Origin of the sequence: Sinimarinibacterium arenosum (assembly GCF_005047655.1) — a bacterium.
In the GTDB taxonomy this organism is placed as follows: Bacteria; Pseudomonadota; Gammaproteobacteria; order Nevskiales; family Nevskiaceae; genus Solimonas.
In genome coordinates this window covers 334,330-359,168 of sequence record NZ_SUKF01000001.1, presented here as the reverse complement: position 1 = coordinate 359,168, position 24,839 = coordinate 334,330, and the positions used below count along the sequence as shown (strand labels likewise).

Here is a 24,839-nt window from a genome sequence, read left to right as displayed (position 1 = left end):
GACATCGCCATATTCCGCTCACATGAAAGCCGCCTGGGATTTCCGCCGTAGCATCGTCAGTGCACGCCTGCTGGCCGAACTGGCCGCCGAATACGGCGTGCCGCTGGACACCGTGCTGCGGAACACTGGAATTACTGCGGACCAGCTACGCGCACCCACGGCGGAAGTCGAAGCGCGGCAGGAACTGCAGCTGATCCGCAATGTGGTTCAGGCCCTGCCCGCGGTGCCGACCTTGGGCCTGATTGCCGGCACGCGCTATCACCTGACGACCTACGGCATCTGGGGCTTTGCACTGACCTCCAGTCCCAACTTCCGCAGCGCGGTCAATGTCGCACTGCGTTACCTGCATCTGACTTACACCTTCAACCGCATGCTGCTGGAGCAGGACGCGGAGGAAACACGGCTGGTGCTGGACGATCATGAGATTCCGGACGATGTGCGTCGCTTCTGCGTCGAACGCGATGCCGCTGCGACACTGACCATCCAGCGTGAACTGGTCGGACACGCGGCGCCGCTGCGCAGCCTGCAGCTGCGGTTTCCGCGACCCTCGTATGCCGACAGCATCACCCGGCTGTTCGGCATCGAGGCGCAGTACGACGCCGCTCGAAACGTCGCGAGCTTCGAACCCGACGTCCTCGATCAGCCGCTTCTGCAGGCCAACGCGATCACCGCCGAGCTGTGCGAAGCGCAATGCCGCAAGCTGCTCAGCGAGCGCCGCAGCCGCGACGGCGTTGCCGGAAAGGTGCGCGATCGCCTGCTGCATCGCCCCGGACAGATGCCGGACATGGAAACGATCGCCGCCGAGCTGCATGTCACCACCCGCACCTTGCGCCGCAAATTGCTCGACGAGGGCAGCAGCTTCCGCGCTCTGGTCGACGAAGTGCGCGAAGCGCTGGCCGAGGAGCTTCTGCGTACCGCAGGACTGTCGATCGAGGACATCGCGGCGCGGCTCGGTTACGCCGAGACCTCCAGCTTCATCCACGCCTTCAAGCGCTGGAAAGGACAGGCGCCCAGTGTCTATCGGGCACACAGCGCAGCGCGGCCGGCCGCAAAGACCTCGTGAGTCCGGCGCGAACGGCGTTGCTGACGCTGCTGGCGATGCTCGCTTTCGCGGGCAATTCGCTGTTGTGTCGTGCCGCACTGAAACACACCGCAATCGACGCCACCAGCTTCACCAGCGTGCGTCTGATCTCCGGCGCGCTGGCGTTGTGGCTGCTCCTGCGCTGGCGCGACGCTGCAGCACGCAGCGGTGGCAGCTGGGGCTCTGCCGCCGCGTTGTTTGCGTACGCCGCATTGCTGTCCTACGCCTACATCGGCCTCGACACCGGCGTCGGCGCATTACTGCTGTTTGGCGCCGTACAGACAACGATGATCGGCACGGCCTTGCGGCGCGGCGAACGCCTGCACATTCAGCAGACACTGGGCCTGCTGCTCGCCGTTGCTGGCCTGATCGGCCTGGTGCTGCCCGGGCTGACGCGCCCGCCACTGGGCCATGCTGCGCTGATGCTGGCGTCGGGCGCGGCCTGGGGCGTGTATTCGCTGCGCGCCCGCGGCACCGGCGATCCAACGCTGGCGACCGCAGGCAATTTTCTGCGCACGGTCCCAATGGCAGTCCTGTTGAGCTCCGTGATGTTCAGGCAGGTCCAGTTTGATCCCACCGGCGCCCTCTATGCTACGGTGTCCGGCGCAATAACCTCCGGCCTGGGTTACGCACTGTGGTACGCAGCATTGCCGGGGCTGCGCACCACCAGTGCTGCCACAGTGCAACTCAGCGTTCCGGTGCTGGCATCGATCGGCGGCATCGTGCTGCTCGGCGAGGCGCTGACCCCGCGTCTGTTGCTGACTTCGATCGCGATTCTCGGGGGCATTGCCCTGGTGATCCGCCCGCGCGCAAAAGCTGCGGCTTAGAGACCGCGCAGAAAACCGTAGAACAGGATCGCAAAGCCACCGATCTCACCGGCGATAAGCGCCGCCATATAGCCACCGATCAAGACTCCGGACACCTGCCCCCGTCCAAGCACATGCGGCCGGCGCAGCTGATTGTCGGTATCGCGCAGCACCCCGTGCACGATGTACGTCACGATCGCCGAAGCAAAGAACAGCAGCGGCACGGCGACGACCCACAGCGTGACGCTCGCCGACAACGGCGAGTACGGCACGAACTCGCGCAGCAGTAATGCCGAGAACGCATACATCAGGCTGGCCCGGTGTGTGATATCGATGTAGACGGGCGCCTGAGCCTGCTCCGAGGTCATGATCGCGCGGTACTTCCACACCCCGCTCAGCAGGCCGGACAGGAAGAACACCCCCGCACCCAGCAAACAGAAATCCGCAGCGTTCATCGCGCCCCCTTGGTTGCTTCATGGTGCCTTGCGGCAGACAGACCCGCGGCGCGTCCGCGACTGCGGTAGTACGCCTTGCCGCACAGATTCTGCTGATGCCAGTACGCGTGCAGAAACAGCGGCAACTGCGGAATCCAGTAGCGGTCTTCCAGCGGCACCCGCGGCGCATGTGCACCGAGTTCGATCTCGGCCACCACCACCCCCGGCCCTTCGGCGGTCTGGCGCTGCGCCAGGACATGACCGTCGGCATCGACGATCTGGGTACAGCCGACGTACTCGGTGTCGTAGGGTGCCGACCAGGGTAGCCCCGGCGCCAGCATGAAGCCGGTACTGAAACGCCCGCAATGGGACGCCTGCAGCACCGGCGCGCCGAGCCGCCGTGCAAACTCCGCCGGCGCATTTTCAGCCAGATAGCGGTTGTACTGCCCCAGTGCCGCCAGTCCGCGGTCAACCGGCGAACCCCAGTTCGACGGCATCGTCCACCAATGCGTGCCGGTCACCGCGACATCGATACGGCCCAACATCCGCCGCACCGTCTGCGTGCGAATCAACTCCCAACACACCGCCACACCGACGCCGCCGAGGCCGGTTTCAAATACGCCGTCGTCGTGCCCCGGGCCGTAGAACGCGTTTTCCCACATCGTCGGCAGATCCTTGTCATGGCAGTGGATCGTGCCGTCGGGTTCGACGAAGTGATAGCGGTTGTAGATCTCGCCGCCTTCGGCGATCAGCATCGAAGCACCGAGCCGGCAGTGATGCCGTGCCGCCAGGCGCCGCAGCAGATCGACCGCAATATTATCGACCGGCAGCACCGCATCATGAGCACGCGGATCGAACGGCAGCCGCGAGGTGCAGAACTCCGGGATCGCGATCAGCTTGGCACCGCGCGCGGCAACCTCGTCAACCAGCCGCTCGATGCGCTCGAGATTGGTCGCGACGTTGCCGACCTCGGCTTCGAGTTGAATCGCACCCGCCAGCAACCGGCGCGATGAATTCGGCGGCGCGGGGGGTGAAGTGGATTTCATCATCAAAGCATCCCGATTCAGGTGTCAAACGCCAATCCTCGACGATTCCAGGCGGCGGCGCCATCACACCCAGCGTCAATCAATACGCCCTATCACTTGCAGTCGATGTCCGAAGCCGAATCGGACTAGCATGGCGTCATACCCGCAGTCAGGAGTGCGCAAATGTCCGACCACGTCTACAAGAAGGTGGAAATTGTCGGTTCGTCCAGGAATGGCATTGAGGATGCCATCGACAATGCCCTGCGCGAGTGCGCGCGATCGGTCCAGCACATGGAGTGGTTCGAGGTCATCGACACCCGCGGCCATATCGTCGACGGCAAGGTCGCGCATTATCAGGTCACGCTGAAAGTCGGCTTCCGGGTCGAGACCGCCTGAGCCAGGGAGCGACCATGCAGTGGTTCGGACTGTTCGTTCTATTCAACGTTCTGCTGCTGACGCTGTTGGCCATGAACGTCTCGCGCCTGCGCCTACAGGAGCGCGTCGCCAACGGTGACGGCGGCCTGATCTCGCTGAAGAAGGCGATCCGCGCACATCTGAATGGAGTTGAACACGTTGTTGTCTATGCGCTGGTCATCCTGGCGCTGAGTCTGTTGCGGGCCTCGCCGACACTGCAGGCCGTGCTGGTCATCGGTTTTTCGCTGGCGCGCGTGCTTCATGCCTATGGCATGTTGGCGGTGGCATTCAATGCGCGCCGGATCGGCGCCGGCGCGACCTATCTGTTCGAACTGTTCGGCCTGGCGACCTTGGCCGCGACGCTGTTGACCGGCTGATGCAGCGCGCCCCAGACGAAAGACGAACCGGGCCGCCTGGAATCGCGCTGCGCCGTAACACCCGCGAGGCTTAAGCCTGATTTAAGACTCGGCGCCTATCGTCGCCTCCGTAAAGTCATCACGGAGCTGCGAAATGACACGAATCCGAGTGCTTGCGGGCCTTCTGGCCGCGATGCTGGCAGGCACGGCAATGGCCGCGCCGCCAGCGACCCTGCTGCCCCCGCTGGAATCCCAGGCACGGCAGGACGACCCGGCATTTGCTGGCTTCTCGGCCGAACGCGGCGGCCGCTTCTTCGCCGACAAGCACGGCGGGAAGTGGAGCTGTGCGTCCTGCCACACCCCTGACCCGCGCAATGACGGTCGCCATGCCGCCACCGGCAGACCCATCGCCGCGCTGGCGCCCTCCGCCAATCCACAACGACTGACCGATCCGGCCAAGGTCGACAAATGGTTCCGCCGCAACTGCCGTGACGTCGTCGCACGTGAATGCAGTGCCGCTGAGAAGGGCGACGTCATCACTTACCTGTTGTCGCTGCAATGAGGGCCTTGACCATGCTGATTCGATTTTCCCGTCTTGCACTGCTGTCAGCCGGTCTGTGCGCCGTATCGATCGGCACCGCCGCAGCCGAGCAGAAACAGTTCCCCGTCGACCCCACCTGGCAGGCTGAATGCGGCAGCTGCCACGTCGCCTATCCGCCGCAACTGTTGCCGGCGGCATCATGGGATCGCATCTTCGCGACGCTGGGCGATCACTTCGGCAGCGACGCCACGCTCGATCCGGCTGTCGCGGCCGACCTGTTGCGCTACGCGCAGACGCATGCCGGCCGCGCAGCGAATCCGGCGCCGCTGCGCATCACCGAAACCCGTTGGTTCCGTCATGAACACGATGAAGTTCCGATGGCGACCTGGCAACGCAAGGCGATCGGATCGCCAGCCAATTGTGCGGCCTGCCATCGCCAGGCCGACACCGGCGATTTCAGCGAACGCGGCATCCGCATTCCCCGTTAGAATTTATTGATAGGAGCAACGCCATGAGCGCGATTCCAAGTTCCAAACCTCAATCCTCATCGAGCCCCGGCCAGACGATGCGCATCCTCGTCTGGGATGTGCCGACCCGCGTCTTTCACTGGCTGCTGGCGCTGAGCTTTGCCGGCGCCTATATCACAGCCGAGTCCGAGTCCTGGGCACTGACGCACGCAACACTGGGCTACACCTTTGCCGGCCTGATTCTGTTCCGGCTGGTCTGGGGCGTCGTCGGCACGCGTCACGCACGTTTCAGCGACTTCGCCTTCGGGCCGCGTAGTGTGATGCGTTACCTGCGCAGCCTGCTGTCATCGAAGCCCGAGCATCATGTCGGCCACAACCCGGCCGGCAGTTGGGCGATCTACGCGATTCTGCTTGGCGGGCTGGCCATCGGCCTCAGCGGCTACGCCCTGTACAACGACATCGGCGGCGAAGCCTTTGAAGAGGTGCATGAGTTCTTCGGCAACGCGGTGCTGCTCGTCGTCATCGTGCACATCCTCGGCGTCGTGGTCAGCAGCCTGCTGCATCGCGAGAACCTGCCGCGCAGCATGGTCGATGGCTACAAGCAGGGTGAGTCGGCGCAGGCCATACGCGGACCACGCTGGATCGTGGGCGCGGCCCTGGCCGCCGCAGTGTTCGGCTTCTGGCTCAATGTCAACGGCGTTCGTGACACGCTGGTCGGAGCGCCGGTCGAGCAGCTTGCGGACGCCCAGTCGACGGGGCAGGCTGGCGACCATGATGAAGACGACGACTGAGCCCGGATGCGCATCCTGATCGTCGAAGACGACGCGCTGCTGGGGGACGGCCTGCAGGCCGGCCTTCGGCAGCGCGGTTTCGACGCGGATTGGGTGCGCGACGGTAGCGCCGCCCTGCTGGCAGTACGCAGCGAATCCTATGCAGCGACGGTGCTCGATCTGGGGCTGCCCGGCATCGACGGCATGGAAGTGCTGAGCCAGCTGCGCGCGCAGCGCAGCGCCGTCCCGGTGCTGATCCTGACCGCGCGCGATGCCATCGACGACCGCATCCGCGGCCTGGATGGCGGCGCCGACGACTACGTGCTCAAACCGGTCGACATTGATGAGCTCGCAGCGCGCCTGCGCGCACTGGTGCGGCGGGCACATGGCGAAGCGCAACCCGAGCTGCGCAATGGCGAGCTCGTGCTGAATCCAGCGACACACACGGTGCATTTTCGCGGGCAGCCGGTGGAACTCGGCGCACGCGAATTCGCCCTGCTGCACGAGCTGCTCCTCGGCGCCGGCCGGGTACTGACGCGGGAACAGCTCGAGAGCCGGCTGTACGGCTGGGGCGACGAAGTCGAGAGCAACGCGATCGAAGTCCACATCCATCATCTGCGGCGCAAACTCGAACCCGAAGTCATTCGCACAGTGCGTGGCGTCGGGTATCTGATGCCGCGCGCCGACTGAGACCTGCACGTGCGATCGATCCGCGGACGTCTGTTGCTGTCTCTGCTCGGCGCCGCGGCGTTGATCTGGGCCGTGACTGCAGTGCTGGCCTATCGCGACGCGCTGCATGAAGTGGACGAGTTGCTCGACGCGCATCTGGCACAGGCCGCAACCCTGCTGATTGCCCAGAGTGGCGAACTTGATGAGCTCGATACCGACCATACGTCACTGCTGCACAAGTACAGCCGGCGCGTCGCATTCCAGGTCTGGGAACACGGAACCGAACTGCGCCTGCATTCCCTCAACGCGCCGGATCGTCGCTTGTCGAAAAGCGATGACGGCTTTTCCGACAGCCGCATCGATGGCGTGCGCTGGCGCGTATTCTCGGTCTGGAACGACGATCTGCTGATTCAGGTGGCCGAGGAGAGCCGCGCGCGTTCCTCGATCGCTCGTGGCGTCGGCCGCAATCTGATCCTGCCGATCATTCTCGGCTTGCCGATCCTCGGACTGCTGATTGCCTGGAGCGTGCGCGGCAGCCTGCGGCCCTTGTTGCAGCTATCGCAGGACGTCGGCCGGCGCGCGCCGGATCATCTCGAACCGATCGGCACCCGTGACGACATGCCCACCGAGCTGCGCCCCCTGGTTGACCGACTCAATACGCTGCTGGGGCAGCTTTCGAACTCGCTGGAGTCGGAGCGCCGCTTCACTGCCGACGCCGCGCATGAGCTGCGTACGCCGATCGCCGCGCTGAAGATCCAGGCGCAGGTCGTGCGTGATGCGATCGACGACGCCACACGCCGACACGCGCTGGATCAGGTCCTGCTGGGCTGCGATCGCGCCGCACGTCTGATCGAACAGCTGCTGACACTCGGGCGCCTGCAGCCTTCGCACCTGGACAGCCGCGCCAACCCGGTCTCACTGCGCACGCTCGCGGCGGGAGTCGTTGCCGAAATGGCGCCGGCCGCGCTGCAGCGTCAGGTCGAGCTGTCACTGGACGCGGAAGACTGTGTGGTCGACGGGTATCCCGCCCTGCTGGCGATCCTGCTGCGCAACCTGATCGACAATGCCGTGCGCTATGGCGCCGACGGCGCGCAGGTGAACGTACGCGTCGGCGTCATCGACGGCGCACCTCAGCTTCAGGTCATCGATCACGGCCCAGGCGTCGCCGCCGCCGACCGCGCACGACTCGGACAGCGCTTCCAGCGCCTGGGACGGGCCGACACCGGCGGCACCGGGCTGGGACTGTCGATCGTAAGGCGCATCGCCGACCTGCACCGGGCAGAACTGCGTTTCACCTCGGCCGAATCAGGCGGCACCGGGCTGTGTGTCAGTCTGCGTTTCACGGCGTCCAGCCCCGGCACGCAGACAACAAAAAACCCCGGCATATAGCCGGGGTCTTGTTACCGCGCGTCGTCGCTTAGAGCGGACGGATCGCTGCGGCCTGCATGCCCTTCGGGCCGCGGCGCGTTTCGAACTGCACCTTCTGGCCTTCGGTCAGGGTCTTGAAGCCCGTGCCCTGAATTTCACGGAAATGCGCGAAGAGATCTTCGCCGCCGCCTTCCGGAGTGATGAAGCCAAAGCCCTTGGCTTCGTTGAACCACTTAACGGTGCCAGTAGAAATATTCGACATAACTAACTTCCTTAACTTGAAAACAACAAAAATTACGAGCTGCCCGCCCGCTAGGGGTGCAAGCGATCAAGAAAGGTAGCCGGGGAACTTACACAGCACCGTCTGCTGAAAATTGACGGGTAAGAAAAACCGCGGAAAACACACTGCTTGAAACGACTGCGGGCGGCACTGTACACACTTGCCCCAGCGGTGTCGACTCGGTGAACTACCGTTTGTCGCCGCGTTTTCAAGGATTTGTCGCAGTTCACCGCCCGACCGCCAGGCCCGATTGCAGGCAGCCATGCCCCAGCCCGGCACAAGCTTCGGGCGCCGCGGCGCACCGCTGGCGGTCGCTGATCCTGGGATCCGGCGGACCCAGGGCTCAGCTGCGACCGACCTCGTGCAGCTTCTGCTGCAGGCTCATGCGGTCAAGCTTGTCGAACGGCAGCTCGGCAAACAGATCAATACGCCGGCGCAACGCGATCAGCGCCTGGTGGAACGCCAGCCGCTGGGCTGACTCGTCGCTGGTCACCGCAGCAGGATCCGGCAGTCCCCAGTGCGCAGTCGCCGGATGGCCCGGCCAGACCGGACAGGTCTCATTGGCGGCGTTGTCACAGACGGTGAAGATAAAATCCATGCTCGGCGCACCATCGGCCGCGAATTCATCCCAACTCTTGCTGTGCAGGCCCGCGGTGGGCAAGCCGGCATCCTGCAACATCTGCAACGCCATCGGGTGCACCTCGCCCTTGGGCTGACTGCCGGCACTGAAGCCCCGGAACTTGCCGACATGGCCGGGCACATTGTTGATCAGGGCTTCTGCCAGGATGGACCGCGCCGAATTGCCGGTGCACAGGAACAGCACGTTATAGGGATGGTGACTCATCATTTTTCTCATCAGCACGGCCGTGGCCGGACACAGGGTTTCGAATTGAGTCGTTGCGCGAATCTCTGCTGGCGCCTCGTCACGCGCAACCGGCAGAAAGCCGAACCGCGCGAAATAGTCTGCCGCCGTCGTCGTCAGCAGGTACAGCGCTTTGTATCCATCGATCCGCGCGCGCCGCTGCGCCGCCTCGATCAAGGCAGCCCCGACACCCCCTCCGCGCAGTGACTCAACCACGACCAGCGATCGCAGCAGCGCGACCGAGCCGCAAGGCTCGACGCCGACCGTGGCAACCAGACGCCCACCTTCACGCAGCACCATGAAACCTTGCGGTCGCAGCGCTTCGATATCGTCCACCGGCAGTCCGGCCGTACTGAGCAGCTGGCAGATATCGGACAGATCGGACGCGGTCGCCGCTTGTATGTTCATCGCATGGTGGTCAGCCGCAAATTCCGCGACTTTGCTGTACCCGTGCTGCAGGACGATGACGGCATCATTCGCCCGTCCCGCTCGCCGGACTTGTATGTTTGTCGATCACGACGCCGGTCACGATATTTCGATCGTTATGGAAATATAGGTCGGCGTCAAGCATTGCGGACTCGGCACACGGGGACGCTTTGCTATCATCGCCGCCCCCTGTCGATTGCCGCGCCTGCGGCGACCGACCCGTGCCGCCGCCAGCGCGGCCATTCGCTTGCCTCAACGACGCGTCCAGACACCATGTGGTTCAAGAACCTCACGATTTACCGGCTCCCCGAAGGCTGGAGCCGCACCGCCGCCGAGATCGAGACAACCCTGACCGAGTTTCCGCTGAAGCCCTGTGTCGGCCAGGCGCTGCAAACCCGTGGCTGGGTGCCGATCAACGACGCCGGGCAGATGGCTTATGGCCAGGAAAAACAAGTACTGATCGCGCTGGGCACCGAAGAAAAATTGCTGCCGGCGTCGGTGGTCAACCAGACTGCGGACGAAAAGATTCGCGCGCTGGAACAGCAGAAGGGCTTCAAGATCGGGCGCAAGCACAAGCGCGAGATCAAGGAACAGATTCAGGCTGAGCTGCTGCCGCGCGCATTCTCACGGCGCCGCGTGACCTTGGGCTGGCTCGACTTTTCCGGAGGATGGCTGGTGGTCGACACCTCGACGCCCAGCCGGGCCGACGATTTCACCCAGGCGCTGCGCGATGCCCTGGGCGAACTGCCGGCAACTCCGATGCAGTCGGAACCGTCGATGGGCGCACTGCTCACGCAGTGGCTGTCGTCGATGCAGGCGCCGGGCGCATTCGACCTCGACGACGAGTGCGAGCTCACGTCCACCGACGAAAACAAGTCGACGGTGCGTTATCTGCATCACGCACTCGACGGCAAGGACATCGCCAATCACCTGTCGCACGGTAAAGTGGTGACGCGCCTGTCACTGACCTGGAACGGGCGCATCAGTTTGCTGATCAACGACAAGCTGCAGGTCAAACGGCTGAAATTCCTCGACATCGAACGCGTGCGAGAGGAACAGGACGGCCTTGATGCCGAAGCGGAGTTCGAAGCCAATTTCACACTGATGAGTGGCGAGTACAGCGCCCTGCTGAAAGATCTGGCGACCGCGATCAACGCTCCGCGTGACTGAGGCACGTGACGCCGCACCGCGCGCAGTGGCCTCAATTGTCCATGTTGATTCCAATCTCGGCGTCGGAAGTCAGCGAGCCTTCCGAGTTTGCCGTATACGCCCGGATTGAAACATTGCCTCCGAGCAACTCTGCCGGCGTGACCAAGCCGGCATCGGTCGTACCAGTGGTCACCGATGCCAGTTCACTGTCAAGACTGCTCCAGCTGACGCTGCGACGAACAGGGCGCTCGTAGCCATCATCGAACATCCCGTAAGCCTGCAACTGCAACGTATCCGGATAGCTGAGCAACGCTGTCGATGGCGAAACCCGCAGCGATCGCAACTTCAGGTCGGCAAAGGAATACACCCGGGTCAACACCGACAGATTCAATGGCTCGTATCGCAGGCGAAACTGCGACGGCATGCCTTCCTTGTAACCGTTTACGGTCAGATATTGACCGACACCAATGGCCGCGTCGTCCTCAGCGCCGACAACCTGTTCGATCTCAAGCTGCGCAGACAGATCCTGATTTGGCGCACTGGTGTCGTCGAAAACCGCGGCAACCCTGACTTCATCTGTGATTGCCAGCGGCAAAGCCAGATCCTTTGACTGTTCGTAGCTGATCTGCAGCTCACGCACCGCACCGAGTTGCAGCGTACGGCTGACGCTGCGCTCGCAGGTAAACAGTCTCGCCTCCAGTACAAACGGTTGGTCGAGAGGATCGGACACGGCTTTCACCATCGAACCGGATAGATCAGCAGGCGCCCCGATAGTTGCCAATGACCATATCGCGCTGCTGGTCAGATCGTATTCTTCATCCCCCTCGGCAAACGTCACATACAGCGCAAACGTCACCGAAGACGAAGGCGCCATCCGCGTCAACTCTGGCGTCATGCGCAATCCGCTGATCGGACGCGCACTGACGCTGAATGACGCGCTCAAGCCGATGTAGTCGGCGCGGATCACCGCTGATCCCGGGCCACGCACAATCACGGTCCCGGCGGGAAATACCGTGCCCGATCCTGGTTCGGCCTCAATATCGCCGTTGCTCACGTCAATCACGCCGGGATTGCTAGAACGCCACCGAGCCCGAGAGCTGATATCGCTATCCTCGCTATCGGCCGCGCTGCCGCTGAAATGTGCGTTCGCGGCAAGTGCGAATGCGGCACATTCGAAGGTCTGATACTCCTGTTTCGAATCACCATAGGAAATTGAAATGCGCGTCGGCGCCGCACCGCTACCGACACCATCGCATGCGACGACAGTAGCGGCGAGGATCAGCGCCGCGCCCGCAAACCAGCACGCGCGCAAGCTGGAAATCATCAGTCGTCTGCGCAGTCACACACCGGAAACATCATCAGACGATTGTTGCTACGATCGCTGACATAGAGCACACCGTTGTGAACGTAGACACCTGACGGCCCGCTCAGGGTTCGCGCACTGGGGCTGTCGTCGGCGGAGCTGTCCTGATCGTCGTCGTTTGCGGTATTGGTTGAGAAGTTGTCGTACGCCTGTCCGTAGACCGCACTGGCCTGTGTCCCGTTTTCAATCGGAAACGAATCAAACTCGACGACGCGATTGTTCCCGGAGTCGGCGACGAAGATGCTTGTGCCATCGGACGAAATGCCGAAAGGTGTTCGCAGGGTTGACGCCGAGGTGCCTGCCGTCGAACGGCTGAACGCGGACTGTCCGATAACGTAGTCTGCCTTGCGGGCAATGCTCTGGGGAAACAAGGCCCAGTACAGCACACGGTTGTTTCCGGTATCACTGACCAGCAGACGAAAGCCGTCACTCCAAAGGCCGGCCGGACGATTCATTTCGTCAGCTTCGTCATCGTTGCCATAGCTGGTGAAATCCGGCTGTCCCAGGACCAGATCGGCTGCCGTACCGTTGCTTGTGGGCACCGCGCTCCAGATCAGTACGCGGTTGTTGTTCTGGTCCGCCACAACCAGTCGGCCGTTGGCGACAATTGCCGCGACCGGGTACGCCAGTCTCGTCGCGGTTGTTGCGGAGTTCGAGGTATCGAAATCGTCCTGACCGACAACGACATCCGGTGGCGTATTCGACGCCGTCGGCACAGCGTTCCAGATCAGCACACGGTTGTTTCCGGAATCGGCAACAACCATATATCCACCACCGATGAATACTGCACCCGGGAATGCCATGTGATCGCGTCCGGTCCCCGCTGTATTGGTCTGCATTGATGCCTGCCCGAAAACCAGGTCGGCAGCCGTACCAAGGTCGGCCGGAACACTGCTGTAGCCAAGAACGCGGTTATTGGAGGTATCAGCGACGAACAGCATTGTGCCGTCCGTTGCGACATTGCCCAATGGCTGCGACAAAGTGTCCGCAGCGACACTGCCGCCACGGTTCGGACTGGACGCGGCGAAACTGCCCTGCCCGACCACGTTGAACGCCTCAATCAGTTCGACCTTGTCACTGCTGCTGCCGCTACCGCCGCAGGCGTTCAGCATCAGACTCACGGCAAGCAGTGCCGACACTACGACGACGCCCCGAAACACTGCGGACGCCTGCACAGACCGGCGTGCCGGACCGTCGAAAAAGATCATGTATGAGTGCTCCTCAATCGCCACGTCGGATGCAGCGCGAGTTTGCGCTGTCAATGCCGTGGAGCTTGCCGAAGCGTGGAGCCTCTGTCTGAATCGAGATGTAACGAAGCGTTAATCCGTGTGTCGTATCGGAATGCGCAATTCGATGACAAAGCGCTGCTCACGCTCGCGCGGCACCATTTTCAGTTCGCCGCCGTGCATATCGGCAACGCGCCGCACGATCGCCAATCCCAGTCCGGCACCACCGTCACTGCGTTCGACACTCCCGCGTGCGAACGGCTGCAACAGGCGCTCCCAATCGGCGACCGCGATACCAGCCCCGGCGTCTTCGACCTGCAGGCAGGCACAACCGTCGGCGATAAAGGTACGCACTACCACCGGCTCGGCCCCATGCGTCCGCGCGTTGTCGACCAGGTTGCGCAATGCCCGCCGCAGCGCCGAGCTGCGCACCTGCAACGGCGTCGCTGCCGCCAGCTGCAGGCTCAGGCCTGCATCAGCGTCCGGGCGCAGCACCGAACGCACCAGATCGTCAAGACTGACCCGACTCAGCGGTTCGTCGCGACCGTCACGCGCGAAGTCGATGAACTGGCCGACGATATGATCAATCTCGCGCACATCGTGCAGGGTATCGTCCCAGCGCTCGCCATCAATTGCGCGCAGCTCCAGCGCGGCCTGGATTCGCGCCAGTGGCGATCTCAGATCATGCGACAGCCCTGCCAGCATCAGATCGCGCTCCTGCAGATTGGAGCGCAACTGCTGGCCGAGACGGCCCAGCGCGACACCGATCCGGCGCAGCTCGGTTGGGCCCGAGAATGCCCAGGCCGGCGGTACCGCCCCCTGCTCGATATCGCCAATTGCCTGCTGTACGGCACGGAACGGACGACGCAGCAGCATTGAAGCCACCCCAATCGCCAGACCCACCACCAGTGCCGAACTGATCAGATTGACGACCATGAAATGGCGTCGAATCGGAGACAGCTGCGGCCCGCCGAAGCGGAACAGCTGCCCCTGCGGACCGCCATGCGGCGGCATGCGCAAAGACGGTTGTGTGTCAGAACCGCCCCCTAGGGAAGGGCCGCGAGCGCCCCATTCCTCCAGCGGAATGCAGGGATGATCCGGCGACGGCACACCATCGGAGCAGGGCACCAGACGCACCGTGAAATCCGGCGGCGGCGACCAACGCAGCAGCACAGAGGTCGCCAACGGGACCAGCAACAGTGCAGCGGCCACCAGCAGTCCGATCAGCCAGCGCAGACTCATTGGTGCTCCTTGTGGTGGCGCAATTTTGGCGTCGGTGCACTCATGCCGGTACGTCGGGCACAAACATGTAGCCGCGGCCCCAGACGGTCTGGATATAACGCGGCGATGACGGGTCGGGCTCCAGCAGCTGCCGCAGTCTTGAAACCAGAATGTCGACGCTGCGCGAGAACGAGTCGTTGCGGCGGCCGCTGGACAGGCGCATCAATTCATCCCGATTGAGCACGCGCCGGCTGTTGCGCACCAGTACTTCAAGCAGCTGGTATTCGCCGGTGGTGATCCGCACCGGTTCGCCATCACGGCGCAGGGTGCGCGCCCACAGGTCCAGTTCGAACGGGCCGATCCGCAGGTGCTGCACATCACCCGCGGCAGGACGTTCGGGATTCCCGATGCGCCGCAGCACGGTGAAGATGCGGGCGACCAGTTCGCGCAGATTGCACGGCTTGGCCAGATAGTCGTCGGCCCCGACTTCGAGCCCGACGATGCGGTCGACATCGTCGCCCTTGGCCGACAGGATGATGATCGGCACCGTCACGCTGGCCTCGCGCAGACGCCGGCACACCGAGATGCCGTCGTCGTCCGGCAGCATCAGGTCGAGCACGACCAGATCATAGTGTTCGCGCTGCAGGCAGCGCAGCGCATGCGCCGCAGTTGGCGCGCCATCGGATTCAATGCCGTGGCGCGCCAGATATTCAGCCAGCATCTGACGCAACCGCGCATCGTCGTCTACCAGCAAAACCTTCGCTTTCATATCGACCGGACTCTCAGGGGAACGCCGCCCTCATCGGGGCGTACGGTGAGTGTGACTCAAACAAACACAGACCCGTTCCATCTGGAAACAGATTGAAACAAACGCGGACACGCCGGAAAGGACTGCCGGCATCGATCCCCCTAGAGTCCGCAAACGTTTTCATATCGCAACCGACCATGTCTGCCGCCGCAGCTTCCCCCATCTTCTTTTTCCGCTATCTGCAAATGGGTCTGATTGCCATAGCGACAGGGTTACTGTTGGGCGCCTGTCAGGGTGAACTGGTGGTCGATCTGGGCACGAGCGACACCGACGCAGTCGAGCAGGCTGTGCTGGCAGTCCCGTCGATTGACCTCCTGAGCAGCAGCGGCAACGTGGTCAATCTCGACACGGACCACACTGCAAGCTTCAATCTGCTGAACTACAGCGAAGGCGACACCTTGCGGCTGATTTCCGCCGACACCGATGACGACGACGACTTCATCGGCATCCGGCCACGTGTCGACGACACCGATGCCTACGTGCTGACCGCCGACGGCGACCGCATTCCGATCGACGTCTTTACTCAGGGCGATTACGCCACCCTGTCGTTCTCGCTAGACGATACCCACTCGGTCGCACTGGCGATGCACTTGGAGCTGCGCTTTTCATTGATCGACCGCGTTGACAGTCTCGGCGTCTACCAGTTGCTGCCGGTGGTGCGGGTGGTCGATGCGGACAGCGCCGGCACGATCGAAGGCACGCTCGCCGACGCCACGATCGAGGACGACGACTGCCATGCCGACCGCACGCTCGGCACCGGCGTGGCGATCTATCTATACGCGGGCAGCGGCATCACGCCGACCGACTACGTCGACAACGGCGCGGTGGTTTCCAGCACGCTCCCGATCGGCTCAGCCAGTGCCCGCCACGACGACAGCTCGGGCGACTGGAGCTACCGTTTCGACGACGTCGCCCCCGGCACTTATACGCTGGCGCTGACCTGCGAGGCCGACGCCGAGGACCCGACCGCAAGCGACGGCCTCAACTTCATCGCCAGCGCGGACGCCACCGTGGAAACCGCCGAGACCACCGCAGTCGACTTCTGAGGCCTGCATTCACCTCGAAGAGAACCACCGACATGCGCTCAAACATGCGCAAGGTGAATGTCACGGGATTCATGGCATTGATTTGTATGATGCCCTGAGCCCGGCTACCGTGTGCGCCGACCTCCTCTCCGGACATCCGCACATGGCATGCCGCACGACTGCCACCGCTGCCCCGTTGCCTCGAGCGCCGTTCTGAAATGGGCGCGATCTATCTGGTCCGTCATGGCCAGGCCTCGTTCGGCGCGGCCGACTACGACGCCCTGTCCGAACGGGGCATCGAACAGAGTCGCGTGCTCGGCGCCGCGCTGAAGCCGCGCATCCCGTCGGTCGATCTGTGTCTCTGTGGCGGCATGCGTCGCCACCGGCAGACCGCCGAAGGCGCATTGCAGGCCATGGGCCTGCCGCTGCAGTGGAACGACGACGACGCCTGGCGCGAGTACGACCATGTCGCGGTGCTGGCGGCGTACCGGCCGCAGTGGGCAGACCAGACCCTGATGCGCGCTGAACTTGCGCGCCTGCCCAATCCGCACCAAGCGTTCCAGACTGCGTTCGCCGCCGCGGTCGAGCGCTGGGTCAGCGGGCTGTACAACGACGACTACCCGGAAAGCTGGGCCGGTTTCTGCGCGCGGGTCGACGGCGCACTACGGGGACTGCGCGAACGCCTGGGCAAGTCGCAGACCGCGCTGGTGTTCACCTCCGGCGGCGTCATCTCCTCTGTGGCGCAGCACCTGCTGCACCTGAACGACACGCACACCTACCAGCTGAACTGGACGATGGCCAACGCCAGCGTCACCAAGCTGATCTACTCGGAGCGCAGCCTGTACCTGTCCACGCTCAACGAGCACGCGCATTTCGAAGGCGCGCTCAGCCATCTGATCACCTATCGGTAACCCTGACATGCGCAAGAACATCCTGATCACCGGCGCCAGTTCCGGCCTCGGTCGCGGCATGGCCCGCGAGTTCGCCGCCCGCGGCTGCAATCTGGCGCTGTGCGCCCGCCGGACCGAGCGCCTGGAGGAGCTGAAGGCCGAACTCACCGCGGCGCATCCGAACATCCACGTCGCCATCCGCGCGCTGGACGTGATGGACTACGATCAGGTGTTCGACGTCTTCAAGTCGTTCCGGGACGAACTCGGCACGCTGGATCGCGTGATCGTCAACGCCGGCATGGGCAAGGGCGCACCGATCGGCACCGGCTATTTCTACGCCAACCGCCAGACCGCCGAAACCAATTTCGTCGCCGCGCTGGCGCAGTGCGAAGCCGCGGTCGAAATCTTCCGCGAGCAGAATGCCGGCCACCTGGTGACGATCTCGTCGATGAGCGCGATGCGCGGCATGCCGAGGGCGCTGACGGTCTACGCCGCAACCAAGGCCGGCCTCGCCACGCTGACCGAAGGCATCCGCGCCGAGCTGATGAAAACGCCGATCAAGGTCAGCACGATCTTTCCCGGCTACATCCGCTCCGAAATCAACGAACGCGTGAAGAAGACGCCATTCATGGTCGACACTGAAACCGGCTGCCGCGCGCTGGTTGCGGCGATCGAACGCGAACCGGCCACCGCCTGTGTGCCGCGCTGGCCGTGGACTGCGATCGGGGTGCTGATGCGGAATCTGCCACTGAAAACCGTCGCCAAGATGGGCTGAGCCGGAAACGACCATGACGATGAACTGGATGATCTACGGCGCCAACGGCTACACCGGCGAACTGATTGCGCGCGAAGCCGTGCAGCGCGGCCTCAATCCAGTGCTCGCCGGCCGCAGCCGCGACAAGCTCGAACCACTGGCGCGCGAGCTGAACCTGGAATCACGCAGCTTCGGCCTGAACGATCCGGCCGACATTGCGAAAGGACTCGACGGCATTAATCTGGTGTTGCACTGCGCCGGTCCGTTCTCGGCCACCAGCGCGCCGATGATCGAAGGCTGTCTGAAAGCCAGGGCGCACTACCTCGACATCACCGGCGAGATCGCCGTGTTCGAGCATGCGCAGCGCCAGCACGCGCGGGCCGAATCCGCGGGTGTGGTGCTGTGCCCCGGCGTTGGCTTCGACGTGATTCCGACCGACTGTGTCGCCGCCGCGCTCAAAGCTGCACTTCCGGACGCAACGCATCTGGCGCTGGGCTTCGACTCGCGCTCGGGCTTTTCGCCAGGCACGGCCAAGACCTCGGTCGAGGGCCTGGCGCAGGGCTGCAAGATCCGTCGCGACGGCTCGATCATCACGGTGCCGCTGGCACACGCCGTCCGCAAGATCGACTTCGGCGACGGCGACGGCGACGGCGACGGCGACGGCGAGAAGCTTGCGATGACGATCCCCTGGGGCGACGTCTCCACCGCCTATTACTCGACCGGCATTCCGAACATCGAAGTGTTCATTCCCGGCTCGCCCGGCATGATCCGCAACGCCCGTCGCGCCAACCATCTGCGCTGGCTGCTCGGTCTCGACTTCGTTCAGAAGCAGTTGAAGAAGCGCATCGAGAAGAGCGTCAAGGGACCGGACGCAGCGACCCGCGAGCAGCTGCCGACGTTCGTCTGGGGCGAGGTGCGCAACGCCCGCGGTGAAACGCGTACGGCACGCATCCGCACCGCCAACGGCTACAGCCTGACAATCACCGGCGCGCTCGCCGTGGTGGACCACCTGATGCGGCATCGCCCGGCGGGCGGCAGCTATACTCCGTCCAAGCTCGTCGGCGCCGACCTCGTCACCCGCCTGCCCGGCTCAGGCGCGCTGCAGATTGATTGAACGTGCCGACCGGCGGTGGCGTTTGCCGGGACGACGTGTGGTTGTGACCGCCCGCCGCTGATCTGCGGCAATTCGCTGCAACCGCCGCTGCATTAGCATGCGCTCACAGCATCTGTAGACATGGACTGTGAACACACGCTGGCTCCGCAACCCACCGAACCCGCTATGCACGCTGGCCCTGGCCTGGATCGGCCTGACGGCGGCATCGACTGCAGCGGCCCAGGCGACGACGCCTGCACCCGTTTCTGAACCCCTGCCGAAGGTGTCGGCTGCAACTGCGCGCAGCTGGATCGTCGAAATGAAATCGGCGCCGCGCGGTCCGTTCTCGCGCCTGCGCTGGTTCTGTGCCGATGGCGCCGTGCTTGAACCCAGTGCCTACAACTGCGCTGATCACGGTGGCGGCGTACAGCACGGCGAGTGGACCGAGCGCACCCAGCAGCTGCGGGCGGCCGGCTACCCCATCGCCAACGTACTGGCCGATCTCAAGCCCACGGACTTCACTGGCCCCGACGCGCCGCCGGAACGGCTCAGCACGATCCTGCTGGAAAAGTTCCTGATCGCCTTCGATGACGGCTGGATCCTGCGACAGGCGCGCTTCTATCGTGGCGCGTTCCAGGAATACAACGAACGCGACAGTGCCAGCGCGATCCTGCTGGCGCTGCTCGGCGATCCGCACTGGCGCCAGCAATTCCTGATGCTGCGTGAAACCGCGCGCCTGCTGCCGCACGGCGCCGACAGCGCGGTGCTGACCGAAATGCGCGGGCTAGCGACGTCGATCGCCGCTCGCGACCCGCGCTTCGACGGCCTGCGCTCGAAGATCCACCTGGCGCCGGACGTCGATGACGCCCAGCGCGTGCTCGACTACGCCCACAGCGCTCAGTCGCGACCCGAGCTGCAAGCCGAATACCAGCAGCTGGCGCAGACGATCACCACGGCCTACACCCGCAAGCCCCTTTCGACCGCACTGCGCTCGCTGGCGGCTCGCACCCGTCCACCGGATCTGGCGCGGCAGCTGCGTGCAATGGGTACTGCGCTCGACGCCGAACCCGGGCATGAACAGCAGCTGCGCATCGCCGCCGATGCATTGGCCCTAATCCGCAGTCACCTGCTCGAACTCGGCCTGCCCAGCGTGCGCCTGATCGCGCTGGATGCCAGCCTGCAGGCCGGCGTCAACGCCTTCAGCGACAGCCGCCAGCTGCTCGATGCGGTGCCGCGCGCAAGTCGCGCCCACCTGCTTGACTGGCTCGACAGCGCATCGCAGGCCATGTACGGCATGGGCCTGCTGAGCTTTCGCGAACTCGGCGAACTATCGCAGGCCCTGGAGGCACTCGCCCGCAGCGAGGCTAGTGTCGGCGACTATCGGCGCCAGCTGCAGATACTCGAACGCGCGCCGGCGTGGGCAGCGCGACGGCTCGACTACCACTTCGGCGACGCAATCGAACGTTTCGAACCGATCGAACCGCTGGCGTCGATGTTCGTGCCTGACCGCCTGCGCGGTAGTGTGATGCTGTTCTATTCGTCGGTGGTCGAGTTGCTGGCGCGCGACGCCGATCAACTCGGCGGCACCGAACGCCTGTTGTTCGGGCGCAGCGTCGGCGGCGATCTGCGCCGTCTCAATCCGGGTCTGGCCCGTGGCGTGCTGATGACCCCGGAGGACCTGCGCCAGCCGAACGCCGATCCGTCCCACGCCATCGTGCTGGTGCCGGAAACCACCGCCGACCTGCCGGCCGTCGCCGGCATCCTCACGGCCAACGAAGGCAATGCGCTGTCGCACGTGCAGCTGCTGGCGCGCAATCTCGGAATTCCCAATGTCGTGGTCGGTCCGGCGGTGCTGGAAGAACTGCAGCGCGCACGTGGCCACGGGATCGTCGTCGCCGCCAGCCATGCCGGCGTAGTGCATATCGAACGCGACGGTCCGCAGTGGGACGCGATCTTCGGCTCCGCGACCGCTGCAGTGCCGTCGACAACCATCACCGTGGACCTGGACAAGCTGGATCTCAGAAGCCGGGAGCCGATCCCGACCCGCCAGCTGCGTTCGACCGATGCGGGCCGCATCGTCGGGCCCAAGGCCGCAGGCGTCGGCGAGCTGACGCAGGCGTTTCCGGATCATGTTTCCCCCGGCCTGGCGATTCCGTTCGGCGAATTTCGCGCGCTGCTGGATCAACCACTGAAGACCGGCACGACGGCACCGTCGATGTTCGACTGGATGCGTGCACAGTACGCCGAGCTGGCCCAGCTGAAGACCGCCGCGCCGCAGCGGTATCCGCAGCAGCTGGCCGAGTTCCTGGCGTTCGTGCGGCACTGGATCGCCCAGGCCCCGCTGGATCCGGCCTTCCTGGCGCGTCTGCATTCGGCGATGCAGGACACGTTCGGGGAAGACGGTAGCTACGGCGTGTTCGTGCGCAGCGACACCAACGTCGAGGATCTGCCGGGCTTCACTGGTGCCGGACTCAACAAGACCGTGCCGAATGTGGTCGGCTTCGACGCCATCGTTGCTGCGATCCGCACGGTCTGGGCGTCGCCGTTCAGCGAGCGAGCGTTCAGCTGGCGACAAAGCCTGATGGATCACCCCGAACACGTCTACGCCTCGGTGCTGCTGCACCGCAGCGTGCCTTCGGAAAAGTCGGGCGTGCTGGTCACCGCCGACATCGACACGGGCGACCGCGGCACGCTGACCGTGGTCACCAGCCCCGGCGTCGGCGGCGGCGTCGACGGCCAGGCCGCTGAAGCGCTGCGCATCAATATCAACAACAACGTCGTACATCTGCTGTCTTCATCCAGCGCGCGCACCCAGCGCATCCTCCCGGCCGGCGGTGGTATCAAGATGACCCGAGCCGATGCGCCGGAATACCTGCTGCACAGCAATGAGATCGCACAGCTGATCGGACTGGCACGCGCACTGCCGCGACAGATGCCCCAGCTGATCGACAGCAGCGGTCAGCCGGCGCCAGCCGATGTCGAATTCGGCTTCGTTGACAGCCGGCTGATGCTGTTCCAGATCAGACCGTTCCTGCAGAACCGTGCCGCTGCACGCAGTCAGACGCTGCTCGAGCTCGACGCCGCACTGTCGGCGGCGTCGACCCAACGCGTGAACATGATGCTGCCCCCGCTGAGCGAACTGCCATGACGCACGTGGCGCGGATACGCCCGGCCCTGGTCCTGCTCTGCGCGGCGCTGCCGTCGCTGCTGCAAGCCTACCCGCTGGACGATTACGCGCGCACGGGCATCCGCCGGCTCGACTATGCCGCCCAGGTCGAATCCGGTGAGATTCCAGGACGGCGACTGCAACCCGGGCAATACCTTCCATCCCGTGCAATCGCGCCGCGCTGGACCGCATCGGACGGTTCACGATTGCCCGCGCCAGATCCTGAATTCAGCCGCAAACTGGGCTTGCTGCTGGATGCCAATGCTCGCCCGAACTACGGCATTGCCGTCCTCGACCTGAGCGATCCGGACCATCCACGGTATGGCACGCACAACGCCGACATACGCGCCAACATCGGCAGCGTCGGAAAAATCATGGTCGCGCTGGCGCTGTTCCAGCAACTGGCCGACCTGTATCCGGACGACATCGCGGCGCGTGAACGGGTACTGCGCGAAACCCGCATCACCGCTGATATCTTCAGTCAGTACGACCACCATCATGTCGTGTTCTGGAATCCGGAGACACGCAAGCGCCAGAGCCGATCGATCCGGATCGGGGATCGGGGCAGTCTGTGGGAATACCTCGACTGGATGCTGTCGGCCAGCTCCAATTCCGCCGCAGGCATGGTGCAGAAAGAACTGATCGCGCTGCGCCATTTCGGCCGCGCCTATCCGCCCGGCACGGAACAGGAAGCGGCATTCTTCGCCGACACCCCGCGCGCGCAACTCGGCGAGATCATGCGCACGACGATGGACAGCGCGACAACGCGCAACGGCCTGGATCCGGAACAGCTGCGTCAGGGCAGCTTCTTCACCCGCTCGGGCAATCAGCGCATTCCGACGACGTCGAGCTACGGCACGCCGCAGGCCCTGGTCGAGTACCTGTTCCGGCTCGAGGCCGGCACCCTGGTCGATCCCTACAGCAGCGCCGAGATCAAGCGCCTGCTGTACATGACCCAGCGCCGCATCCGCTATGCCTCGCATCCGGCGCTCAACGATGCGGCGGTGTACTTCAAATCCGGTTCGTTCTTCCAGTGCCTGAAGCCGGGCAGCTGCGCCAAGTACAAGGGCGACAAGACCAACCGCCTGGCATCGATCGCGATCGTCGAATCGCCGGCGGGTGCGCCGCGGATTCACTATCTGGTCGCGGTGATGTCCAACGTGCTCTACGTGAACTCGGCGGTGGCGCATCAGACGCTGGCTATGCGCATTCACCGTCTGATCGAAAAACTGCACCCGCAATCCGAGGTCGAGACGCAGGTGCCCGAGCAAGCTTATCCTCAGGTCCCGGTCGACGACACCGATGACGCCAACTCGAATGGCCCTGAACAATGACTGAGAAGCCGATGGCGACCCACCGCCTGCTGCGTCATCCGGGACTCCGTTCGGGCCTGCTGTTCCTGAACTTCTTCCTGATCATCCTGGCCTATTACCAGGTCAAGCCGGCCAGTCGCTCGCTGTTCCTGGAATACGCCAGCGCCGCGCAACTGCCGTACCTGTGGACCGGCAGCGCTGCGTTGCTGATCGCCCTGATGCCGATGTACCAGCGCATGGTGCGGCGCTACAGCCGCCTGCATCTGGTGCTCGGCACCTGCGGCGTGATCGCCCTGCTGCTGATCGTGTTCCGGCTGTTGATGGTGCATCCGAGCGCCGCGGTCGCGATCGGTTTCTATCTGCTGGTCGACGTCTTCAGCGTGATTCTGGTCGAACAATTCTGGAGCCTCACCGACAGCGTGTTCCGCAGTTCGGACGGCAAGCGCTGGTATGGCCTGATCGCCAGTGGCGGCCTGGTCGGTGGCCTGGCCGGCGGCACCGTCGCCAGTGCGCTGATCCGGCTGACGCCATTGCAGACGCCGGACCTGCTGCTGGTCGCGGCGGCACTGCTGGTACTGATGATGGTGATGCTCAACGGACTGTCGCGCTTCGGCCTGTATGAACGCGGCGAACCCGAGGCACACCCCGAGGCCGAACCTGTGAGCGCCAGCCACGGCAGTGCCGCCGAAGCCTGGCGCACACTGCGCGGCAGCCGCTATCTGATGCTGATCGCGCTGATCCTGCTGTTGTCACAGGTGTGTGAACCGATCGTCGAATACCAGTTCCTGCATCTGGTGGAGCGCAGTTATACCGAGGCCGATGCGCGCACCGCATTCCTGTCGACGTTCCTGAGCGTGCTCAACGCCGTGGCACTGATGGTGAACCTGATCGTGACACCGATCGTGCACCGCGGCTTCGGCGCCATTGCCGGCTTGATGGTGCAACCCGTGGTCCTGGGGGCCGCGGCGATGCTGTTCACCATCCGCCAGCAGCTGTGGATTGCCGGCACGATGAAGATCGCCGATCGCGCCCTGTCATACTCGATCAACCGCGCGTCACGCGAGCTGCTGTACATCCCGACTGACGCAGCAACGATCTTCCGCGCCAAGGCCTGGATCGACATGGTCGGTTATCGCAGCTTCAAGATCATCGGCAACGTCGTGATCCTGCTACTGACGCAGTGGCTGGCGTGGCCGGTCAGCGACGCCGGGCTCAGCTGGGTCGTGGTCGCACTCTGTGCGGGCTGGATCTACGCCGTGTGGGCAATCCGCAACGACTATCTGCGCCTGAACGCTGCCGCTGCCGAGACGCCCCCGGCAACGGCAACCTGAC

Annotated in this window: 25 protein-coding genes; 17 read left to right on the top strand and 8 right to left on the bottom strand. The window is 64.2% G+C overall.

Features of this window, described 5'->3' with window-relative positions; translation table 11 throughout:
• The first annotated feature begins 22 nt into the window (after positions 1-22).
• Both E4T66_RS01640 and E4T66_RS01635 read left to right on the top strand, forming a co-directional pair.
• Positions 23-1,063 (top strand): AraC family transcriptional regulator, encoded by a 1,041-nt coding sequence (locus tag E4T66_RS01640; protein WP_136847155.1) that lies wholly within the window; start codon positions 23-25, stop codon positions 1,061-1,063.
• The gene (locus E4T66_RS01635; RefSeq protein WP_211242711.1) at positions 1,060-1,908 is read left to right on the top strand and encodes a DMT family transporter; all 849 of its coding nucleotides are present in this window, start codon (positions 1,060-1,062) and stop codon (positions 1,906-1,908) included. Before E4T66_RS01640 ends, E4T66_RS01635 begins: the two co-directional genes overlap by 4 nt.
• On the opposite strand, the gene E4T66_RS01630 is transcribed toward E4T66_RS01635, so the two are convergent.
• Together E4T66_RS01630 and E4T66_RS01625 are read right to left on the bottom strand one after the other, a co-directional pair.
• Positions 1,905-2,342, bottom strand: coding sequence for a hypothetical protein (locus E4T66_RS01630; RefSeq protein ID WP_136847154.1), 438 nt, complete (start codon positions 2,340-2,342; stop codon positions 1,905-1,907). The genes E4T66_RS01635 and E4T66_RS01630 overlap by 4 nt on opposite strands.
• Entirely contained in the window at positions 2,339-3,367 is a 1,029-nt protein-coding gene (locus tag E4T66_RS01625) for a carbon-nitrogen hydrolase family protein (protein WP_136847504.1), read from the bottom strand. Before E4T66_RS01625 ends, E4T66_RS01630 begins: the two co-directional genes overlap by 4 nt.
• A gap of 162 nt (positions 3,368-3,529) precedes the next feature.
• On the opposite strand from E4T66_RS01625, the gene E4T66_RS01620 reads away from it, so the two are divergent.
• The 7 genes from E4T66_RS01620 to E4T66_RS01590 all read left to right on the top strand — a co-directional run bounded on the left by E4T66_RS01620 (position 3,530) and on the right by E4T66_RS01590 (position 7,952).
• On the top strand, positions 3,530-3,742 hold the full coding sequence (locus tag E4T66_RS01620) for a dodecin (RefSeq protein ID WP_136847153.1): 213 nt from the start codon (positions 3,530-3,532) through the stop codon (positions 3,740-3,742).
• A gap of 14 nt (positions 3,743-3,756) precedes the next feature.
• Positions 3,757-4,137 (top strand): MAPEG family protein, encoded by a 381-nt coding sequence (locus E4T66_RS01615; protein WP_136847152.1) that lies wholly within the window; start codon positions 3,757-3,759, stop codon positions 4,135-4,137.
• 133 nt (positions 4,138-4,270) lie between these two features.
• The gene (locus E4T66_RS01610; RefSeq protein ID WP_136847151.1) at positions 4,271-4,678 is read left to right on the top strand and encodes a DUF1924 domain-containing protein; all 408 of its coding nucleotides are present in this window, start codon (positions 4,271-4,273) and stop codon (positions 4,676-4,678) included.
• Between the two features lie 11 nt (positions 4,679-4,689).
• The gene (locus tag E4T66_RS01605; protein ID WP_211242710.1) at positions 4,690-5,145 is read left to right on the top strand and encodes a diheme cytochrome c; all 456 of its coding nucleotides are present in this window, start codon (positions 4,690-4,692) and stop codon (positions 5,143-5,145) included.
• Between the two features lie 23 nt (positions 5,146-5,168).
• Positions 5,169-5,915 carry a cytochrome b/b6 domain-containing protein gene (locus tag E4T66_RS01600; protein WP_211242709.1) on the top strand — a complete coding sequence of 249 codons (747 nt, stop codon included), beginning with the start codon at positions 5,169-5,171 and terminating at the stop codon, positions 5,913-5,915.
• 6 nt (positions 5,916-5,921) lie between these two features.
• Positions 5,922-6,584: a response regulator gene (locus E4T66_RS01595; RefSeq protein ID WP_136847149.1), complete on the top strand. Its 663-nt coding sequence runs from the start codon at positions 5,922-5,924 to the stop codon at positions 6,582-6,584.
• Positions 6,585-6,593: 9 nt separating this feature from the next.
• The gene (locus tag E4T66_RS01590) at positions 6,594-7,952 is read left to right on the top strand and encodes an ATP-binding protein (RefSeq protein WP_136847148.1); all 1,359 of its coding nucleotides are present in this window, start codon (positions 6,594-6,596) and stop codon (positions 7,950-7,952) included.
• 28 nt (positions 7,953-7,980) lie between these two features.
• Here the strand turns inward: E4T66_RS01590 and E4T66_RS01585 are convergent, their stop codons facing one another.
• Complete coding sequence (locus E4T66_RS01585) at positions 7,981-8,184, bottom strand: cold-shock protein (protein ID WP_367396742.1); 204 nt, start codon at positions 8,182-8,184, stop codon at positions 7,981-7,983.
• Between the two features lie 370 nt (positions 8,185-8,554).
• On the bottom strand, positions 8,555-9,481 hold the full coding sequence (arsN2, locus tag E4T66_RS21825; RefSeq protein ID WP_136847146.1) for an arsenic resistance N-acetyltransferase ArsN2: 927 nt from the start codon (positions 9,479-9,481) through the stop codon (positions 8,555-8,557).
• Positions 9,482-9,772: 291 nt separating this feature from the next.
• Here arsN2 and E4T66_RS01575 point away from each other — a divergent pair, with 291 nt between their 5' ends.
• Positions 9,773-10,669: a recombination-associated protein RdgC gene (locus E4T66_RS01575; protein ID WP_136847145.1), complete on the top strand. Its 897-nt coding sequence runs from the start codon at positions 9,773-9,775 to the stop codon at positions 10,667-10,669.
• 31 nt (positions 10,670-10,700) lie between these two features.
• Here the strand turns inward: E4T66_RS01575 and E4T66_RS01570 are convergent, their stop codons facing one another.
• From E4T66_RS01570 to E4T66_RS01555, 4 genes are all read right to left on the bottom strand, one after another.
• The gene (locus tag E4T66_RS01570) at positions 10,701-11,972 is read right to left on the bottom strand and encodes a hypothetical protein (RefSeq protein ID WP_136847144.1); all 1,272 of its coding nucleotides are present in this window, start codon (positions 11,970-11,972) and stop codon (positions 10,701-10,703) included.
• Positions 11,972-13,219, bottom strand: coding sequence for an NHL repeat-containing protein (locus E4T66_RS01565; protein ID WP_136847143.1), 1,248 nt, complete (start codon positions 13,217-13,219; stop codon positions 11,972-11,974). Before E4T66_RS01565 ends, E4T66_RS01570 begins: the two co-directional genes overlap by 1 nt.
• Before the next feature lie 111 nt (positions 13,220-13,330).
• The gene (locus E4T66_RS01560; RefSeq protein ID WP_136847142.1) at positions 13,331-14,479 is read right to left on the bottom strand and encodes an ATP-binding protein; all 1,149 of its coding nucleotides are present in this window, start codon (positions 14,477-14,479) and stop codon (positions 13,331-13,333) included.
• A gap of 40 nt (positions 14,480-14,519) precedes the next feature.
• Entirely contained in the window at positions 14,520-15,227 is a 708-nt protein-coding gene (locus tag E4T66_RS01555; protein WP_136847141.1) for a response regulator, read from the bottom strand.
• Positions 15,228-15,403: 176 nt separating this feature from the next.
• Between E4T66_RS01555 and E4T66_RS01550 the strand changes: the two genes are divergently transcribed.
• The 7 genes from E4T66_RS01550 to E4T66_RS01520 all read left to right on the top strand — a co-directional run bounded on the left by E4T66_RS01550 (position 15,404) and on the right by E4T66_RS01520 (position 24,838).
• On the top strand, positions 15,404-16,312 hold the full coding sequence (locus E4T66_RS01550) for a hypothetical protein (RefSeq protein WP_136847140.1): 909 nt from the start codon (positions 15,404-15,406) through the stop codon (positions 16,310-16,312).
• A 197-nt stretch (positions 16,313-16,509) separates the two neighbouring features.
• Complete coding sequence (locus E4T66_RS01545) at positions 16,510-17,202, top strand: histidine phosphatase family protein (RefSeq protein ID WP_136847139.1); 693 nt, start codon at positions 16,510-16,512, stop codon at positions 17,200-17,202.
• A 7-nt stretch (positions 17,203-17,209) separates the two neighbouring features.
• The gene (locus E4T66_RS01540; RefSeq protein WP_136847138.1) at positions 17,210-17,956 is read left to right on the top strand and encodes an SDR family oxidoreductase; all 747 of its coding nucleotides are present in this window, start codon (positions 17,210-17,212) and stop codon (positions 17,954-17,956) included.
• Positions 17,957-17,975: 19 nt separating this feature from the next.
• Positions 17,976-19,049, top strand: a complete 1,074-nt coding sequence (locus E4T66_RS01535) for a saccharopine dehydrogenase family protein (RefSeq protein ID WP_136847502.1) — start codon at positions 17,976-17,978, stop codon at positions 19,047-19,049.
• A gap of 127 nt (positions 19,050-19,176) precedes the next feature.
• Positions 19,177-22,176: a PEP/pyruvate-binding domain-containing protein gene (locus E4T66_RS01530; protein ID WP_136847137.1), complete on the top strand. Its 3,000-nt coding sequence runs from the start codon at positions 19,177-19,179 to the stop codon at positions 22,174-22,176.
• Positions 22,173-23,528 (top strand): serine hydrolase, encoded by a 1,356-nt coding sequence (locus tag E4T66_RS01525; protein ID WP_211242708.1) that lies wholly within the window; start codon positions 22,173-22,175, stop codon positions 23,526-23,528. The genes E4T66_RS01530 and E4T66_RS01525 overlap by 4 nt, the downstream gene beginning before the upstream one ends.
• Entirely contained in the window at positions 23,525-24,838 is a 1,314-nt protein-coding gene (locus E4T66_RS01520; protein ID WP_211242707.1) for an NTP/NDP exchange transporter, read from the top strand. Before E4T66_RS01525 ends, E4T66_RS01520 begins: the two co-directional genes overlap by 4 nt.
• Position 24,839: the final 1 nt, after the last annotated feature.

Excerpts from the sequence above, each read along its gene's own strand:
- E4T66_RS01640 (WP_136847155.1), top strand. The coding sequence starts at position 23 with ATGAAAGCCGCCTGGGATTTCCGCCGTAGCATCGTCAGTGCACGCCTG.
- E4T66_RS01630 (WP_136847154.1), bottom strand. The coding sequence starts at position 2,342 with ATGAACGCTGCGGATTTCTGTTTGCTGGGTGCGGGGGTGTTCTTCCTG.
- E4T66_RS01625 (WP_136847504.1), bottom strand. The coding sequence starts at position 3,367 with ATGAAATCCACTTCACCCCCCGCGCCGCCGAATTCATCGCGCCGGTTG.
- E4T66_RS01620 (WP_136847153.1), top strand. The coding sequence starts at position 3,530 with ATGTCCGACCACGTCTACAAGAAGGTGGAAATTGTCGGTTCGTCCAGG.
- E4T66_RS01615 (WP_136847152.1), top strand. The coding sequence starts at position 3,757 with ATGCAGTGGTTCGGACTGTTCGTTCTATTCAACGTTCTGCTGCTGACG.
- E4T66_RS01610 (WP_136847151.1), top strand. The coding sequence starts at position 4,271 with ATGACACGAATCCGAGTGCTTGCGGGCCTTCTGGCCGCGATGCTGGCA.
- E4T66_RS01605 (WP_211242710.1), top strand. The coding sequence starts at position 4,690 with ATGCTGATTCGATTTTCCCGTCTTGCACTGCTGTCAGCCGGTCTGTGC.
- E4T66_RS01600 (WP_211242709.1), top strand. The coding sequence starts at position 5,169 with ATGAGCGCGATTCCAAGTTCCAAACCTCAATCCTCATCGAGCCCCGGC.
- E4T66_RS01595 (WP_136847149.1), top strand. The coding sequence starts at position 5,922 with ATGCGCATCCTGATCGTCGAAGACGACGCGCTGCTGGGGGACGGCCTG.
- arsN2 (WP_136847146.1), bottom strand. The coding sequence starts at position 9,481 with ATGAACATACAAGCGGCGACCGCGTCCGATCTGTCCGATATCTGCCAG.
- E4T66_RS01575 (WP_136847145.1), top strand. The coding sequence starts at position 9,773 with ATGTGGTTCAAGAACCTCACGATTTACCGGCTCCCCGAAGGCTGGAGC.
- E4T66_RS01570 (WP_136847144.1), bottom strand. The coding sequence starts at position 11,972 with ATGATTTCCAGCTTGCGCGCGTGCTGGTTTGCGGGCGCGGCGCTGATC.
- E4T66_RS01565 (WP_136847143.1), bottom strand. The coding sequence starts at position 13,219 with ATGATCTTTTTCGACGGTCCGGCACGCCGGTCTGTGCAGGCGTCCGCA.
- E4T66_RS01560 (WP_136847142.1), bottom strand. The coding sequence starts at position 14,479 with ATGAGTCTGCGCTGGCTGATCGGACTGCTGGTGGCCGCTGCACTGTTG.
- E4T66_RS01555 (WP_136847141.1), bottom strand. The coding sequence starts at position 15,227 with ATGAAAGCGAAGGTTTTGCTGGTAGACGACGATGCGCGGTTGCGTCAG.
- E4T66_RS01550 (WP_136847140.1), top strand. The coding sequence starts at position 15,404 with ATGTCTGCCGCCGCAGCTTCCCCCATCTTCTTTTTCCGCTATCTGCAA.
- E4T66_RS01545 (WP_136847139.1), top strand. The coding sequence starts at position 16,510 with ATGGGCGCGATCTATCTGGTCCGTCATGGCCAGGCCTCGTTCGGCGCG.
- E4T66_RS01540 (WP_136847138.1), top strand. The coding sequence starts at position 17,210 with ATGCGCAAGAACATCCTGATCACCGGCGCCAGTTCCGGCCTCGGTCGC.
- E4T66_RS01535 (WP_136847502.1), top strand. The coding sequence starts at position 17,976 with ATGAACTGGATGATCTACGGCGCCAACGGCTACACCGGCGAACTGATT.
- E4T66_RS01525 (WP_211242708.1), top strand. The coding sequence starts at position 22,173 with ATGACGCACGTGGCGCGGATACGCCCGGCCCTGGTCCTGCTCTGCGCG.
- E4T66_RS01520 (WP_211242707.1), top strand. The coding sequence starts at position 23,525 with ATGACTGAGAAGCCGATGGCGACCCACCGCCTGCTGCGTCATCCGGGA.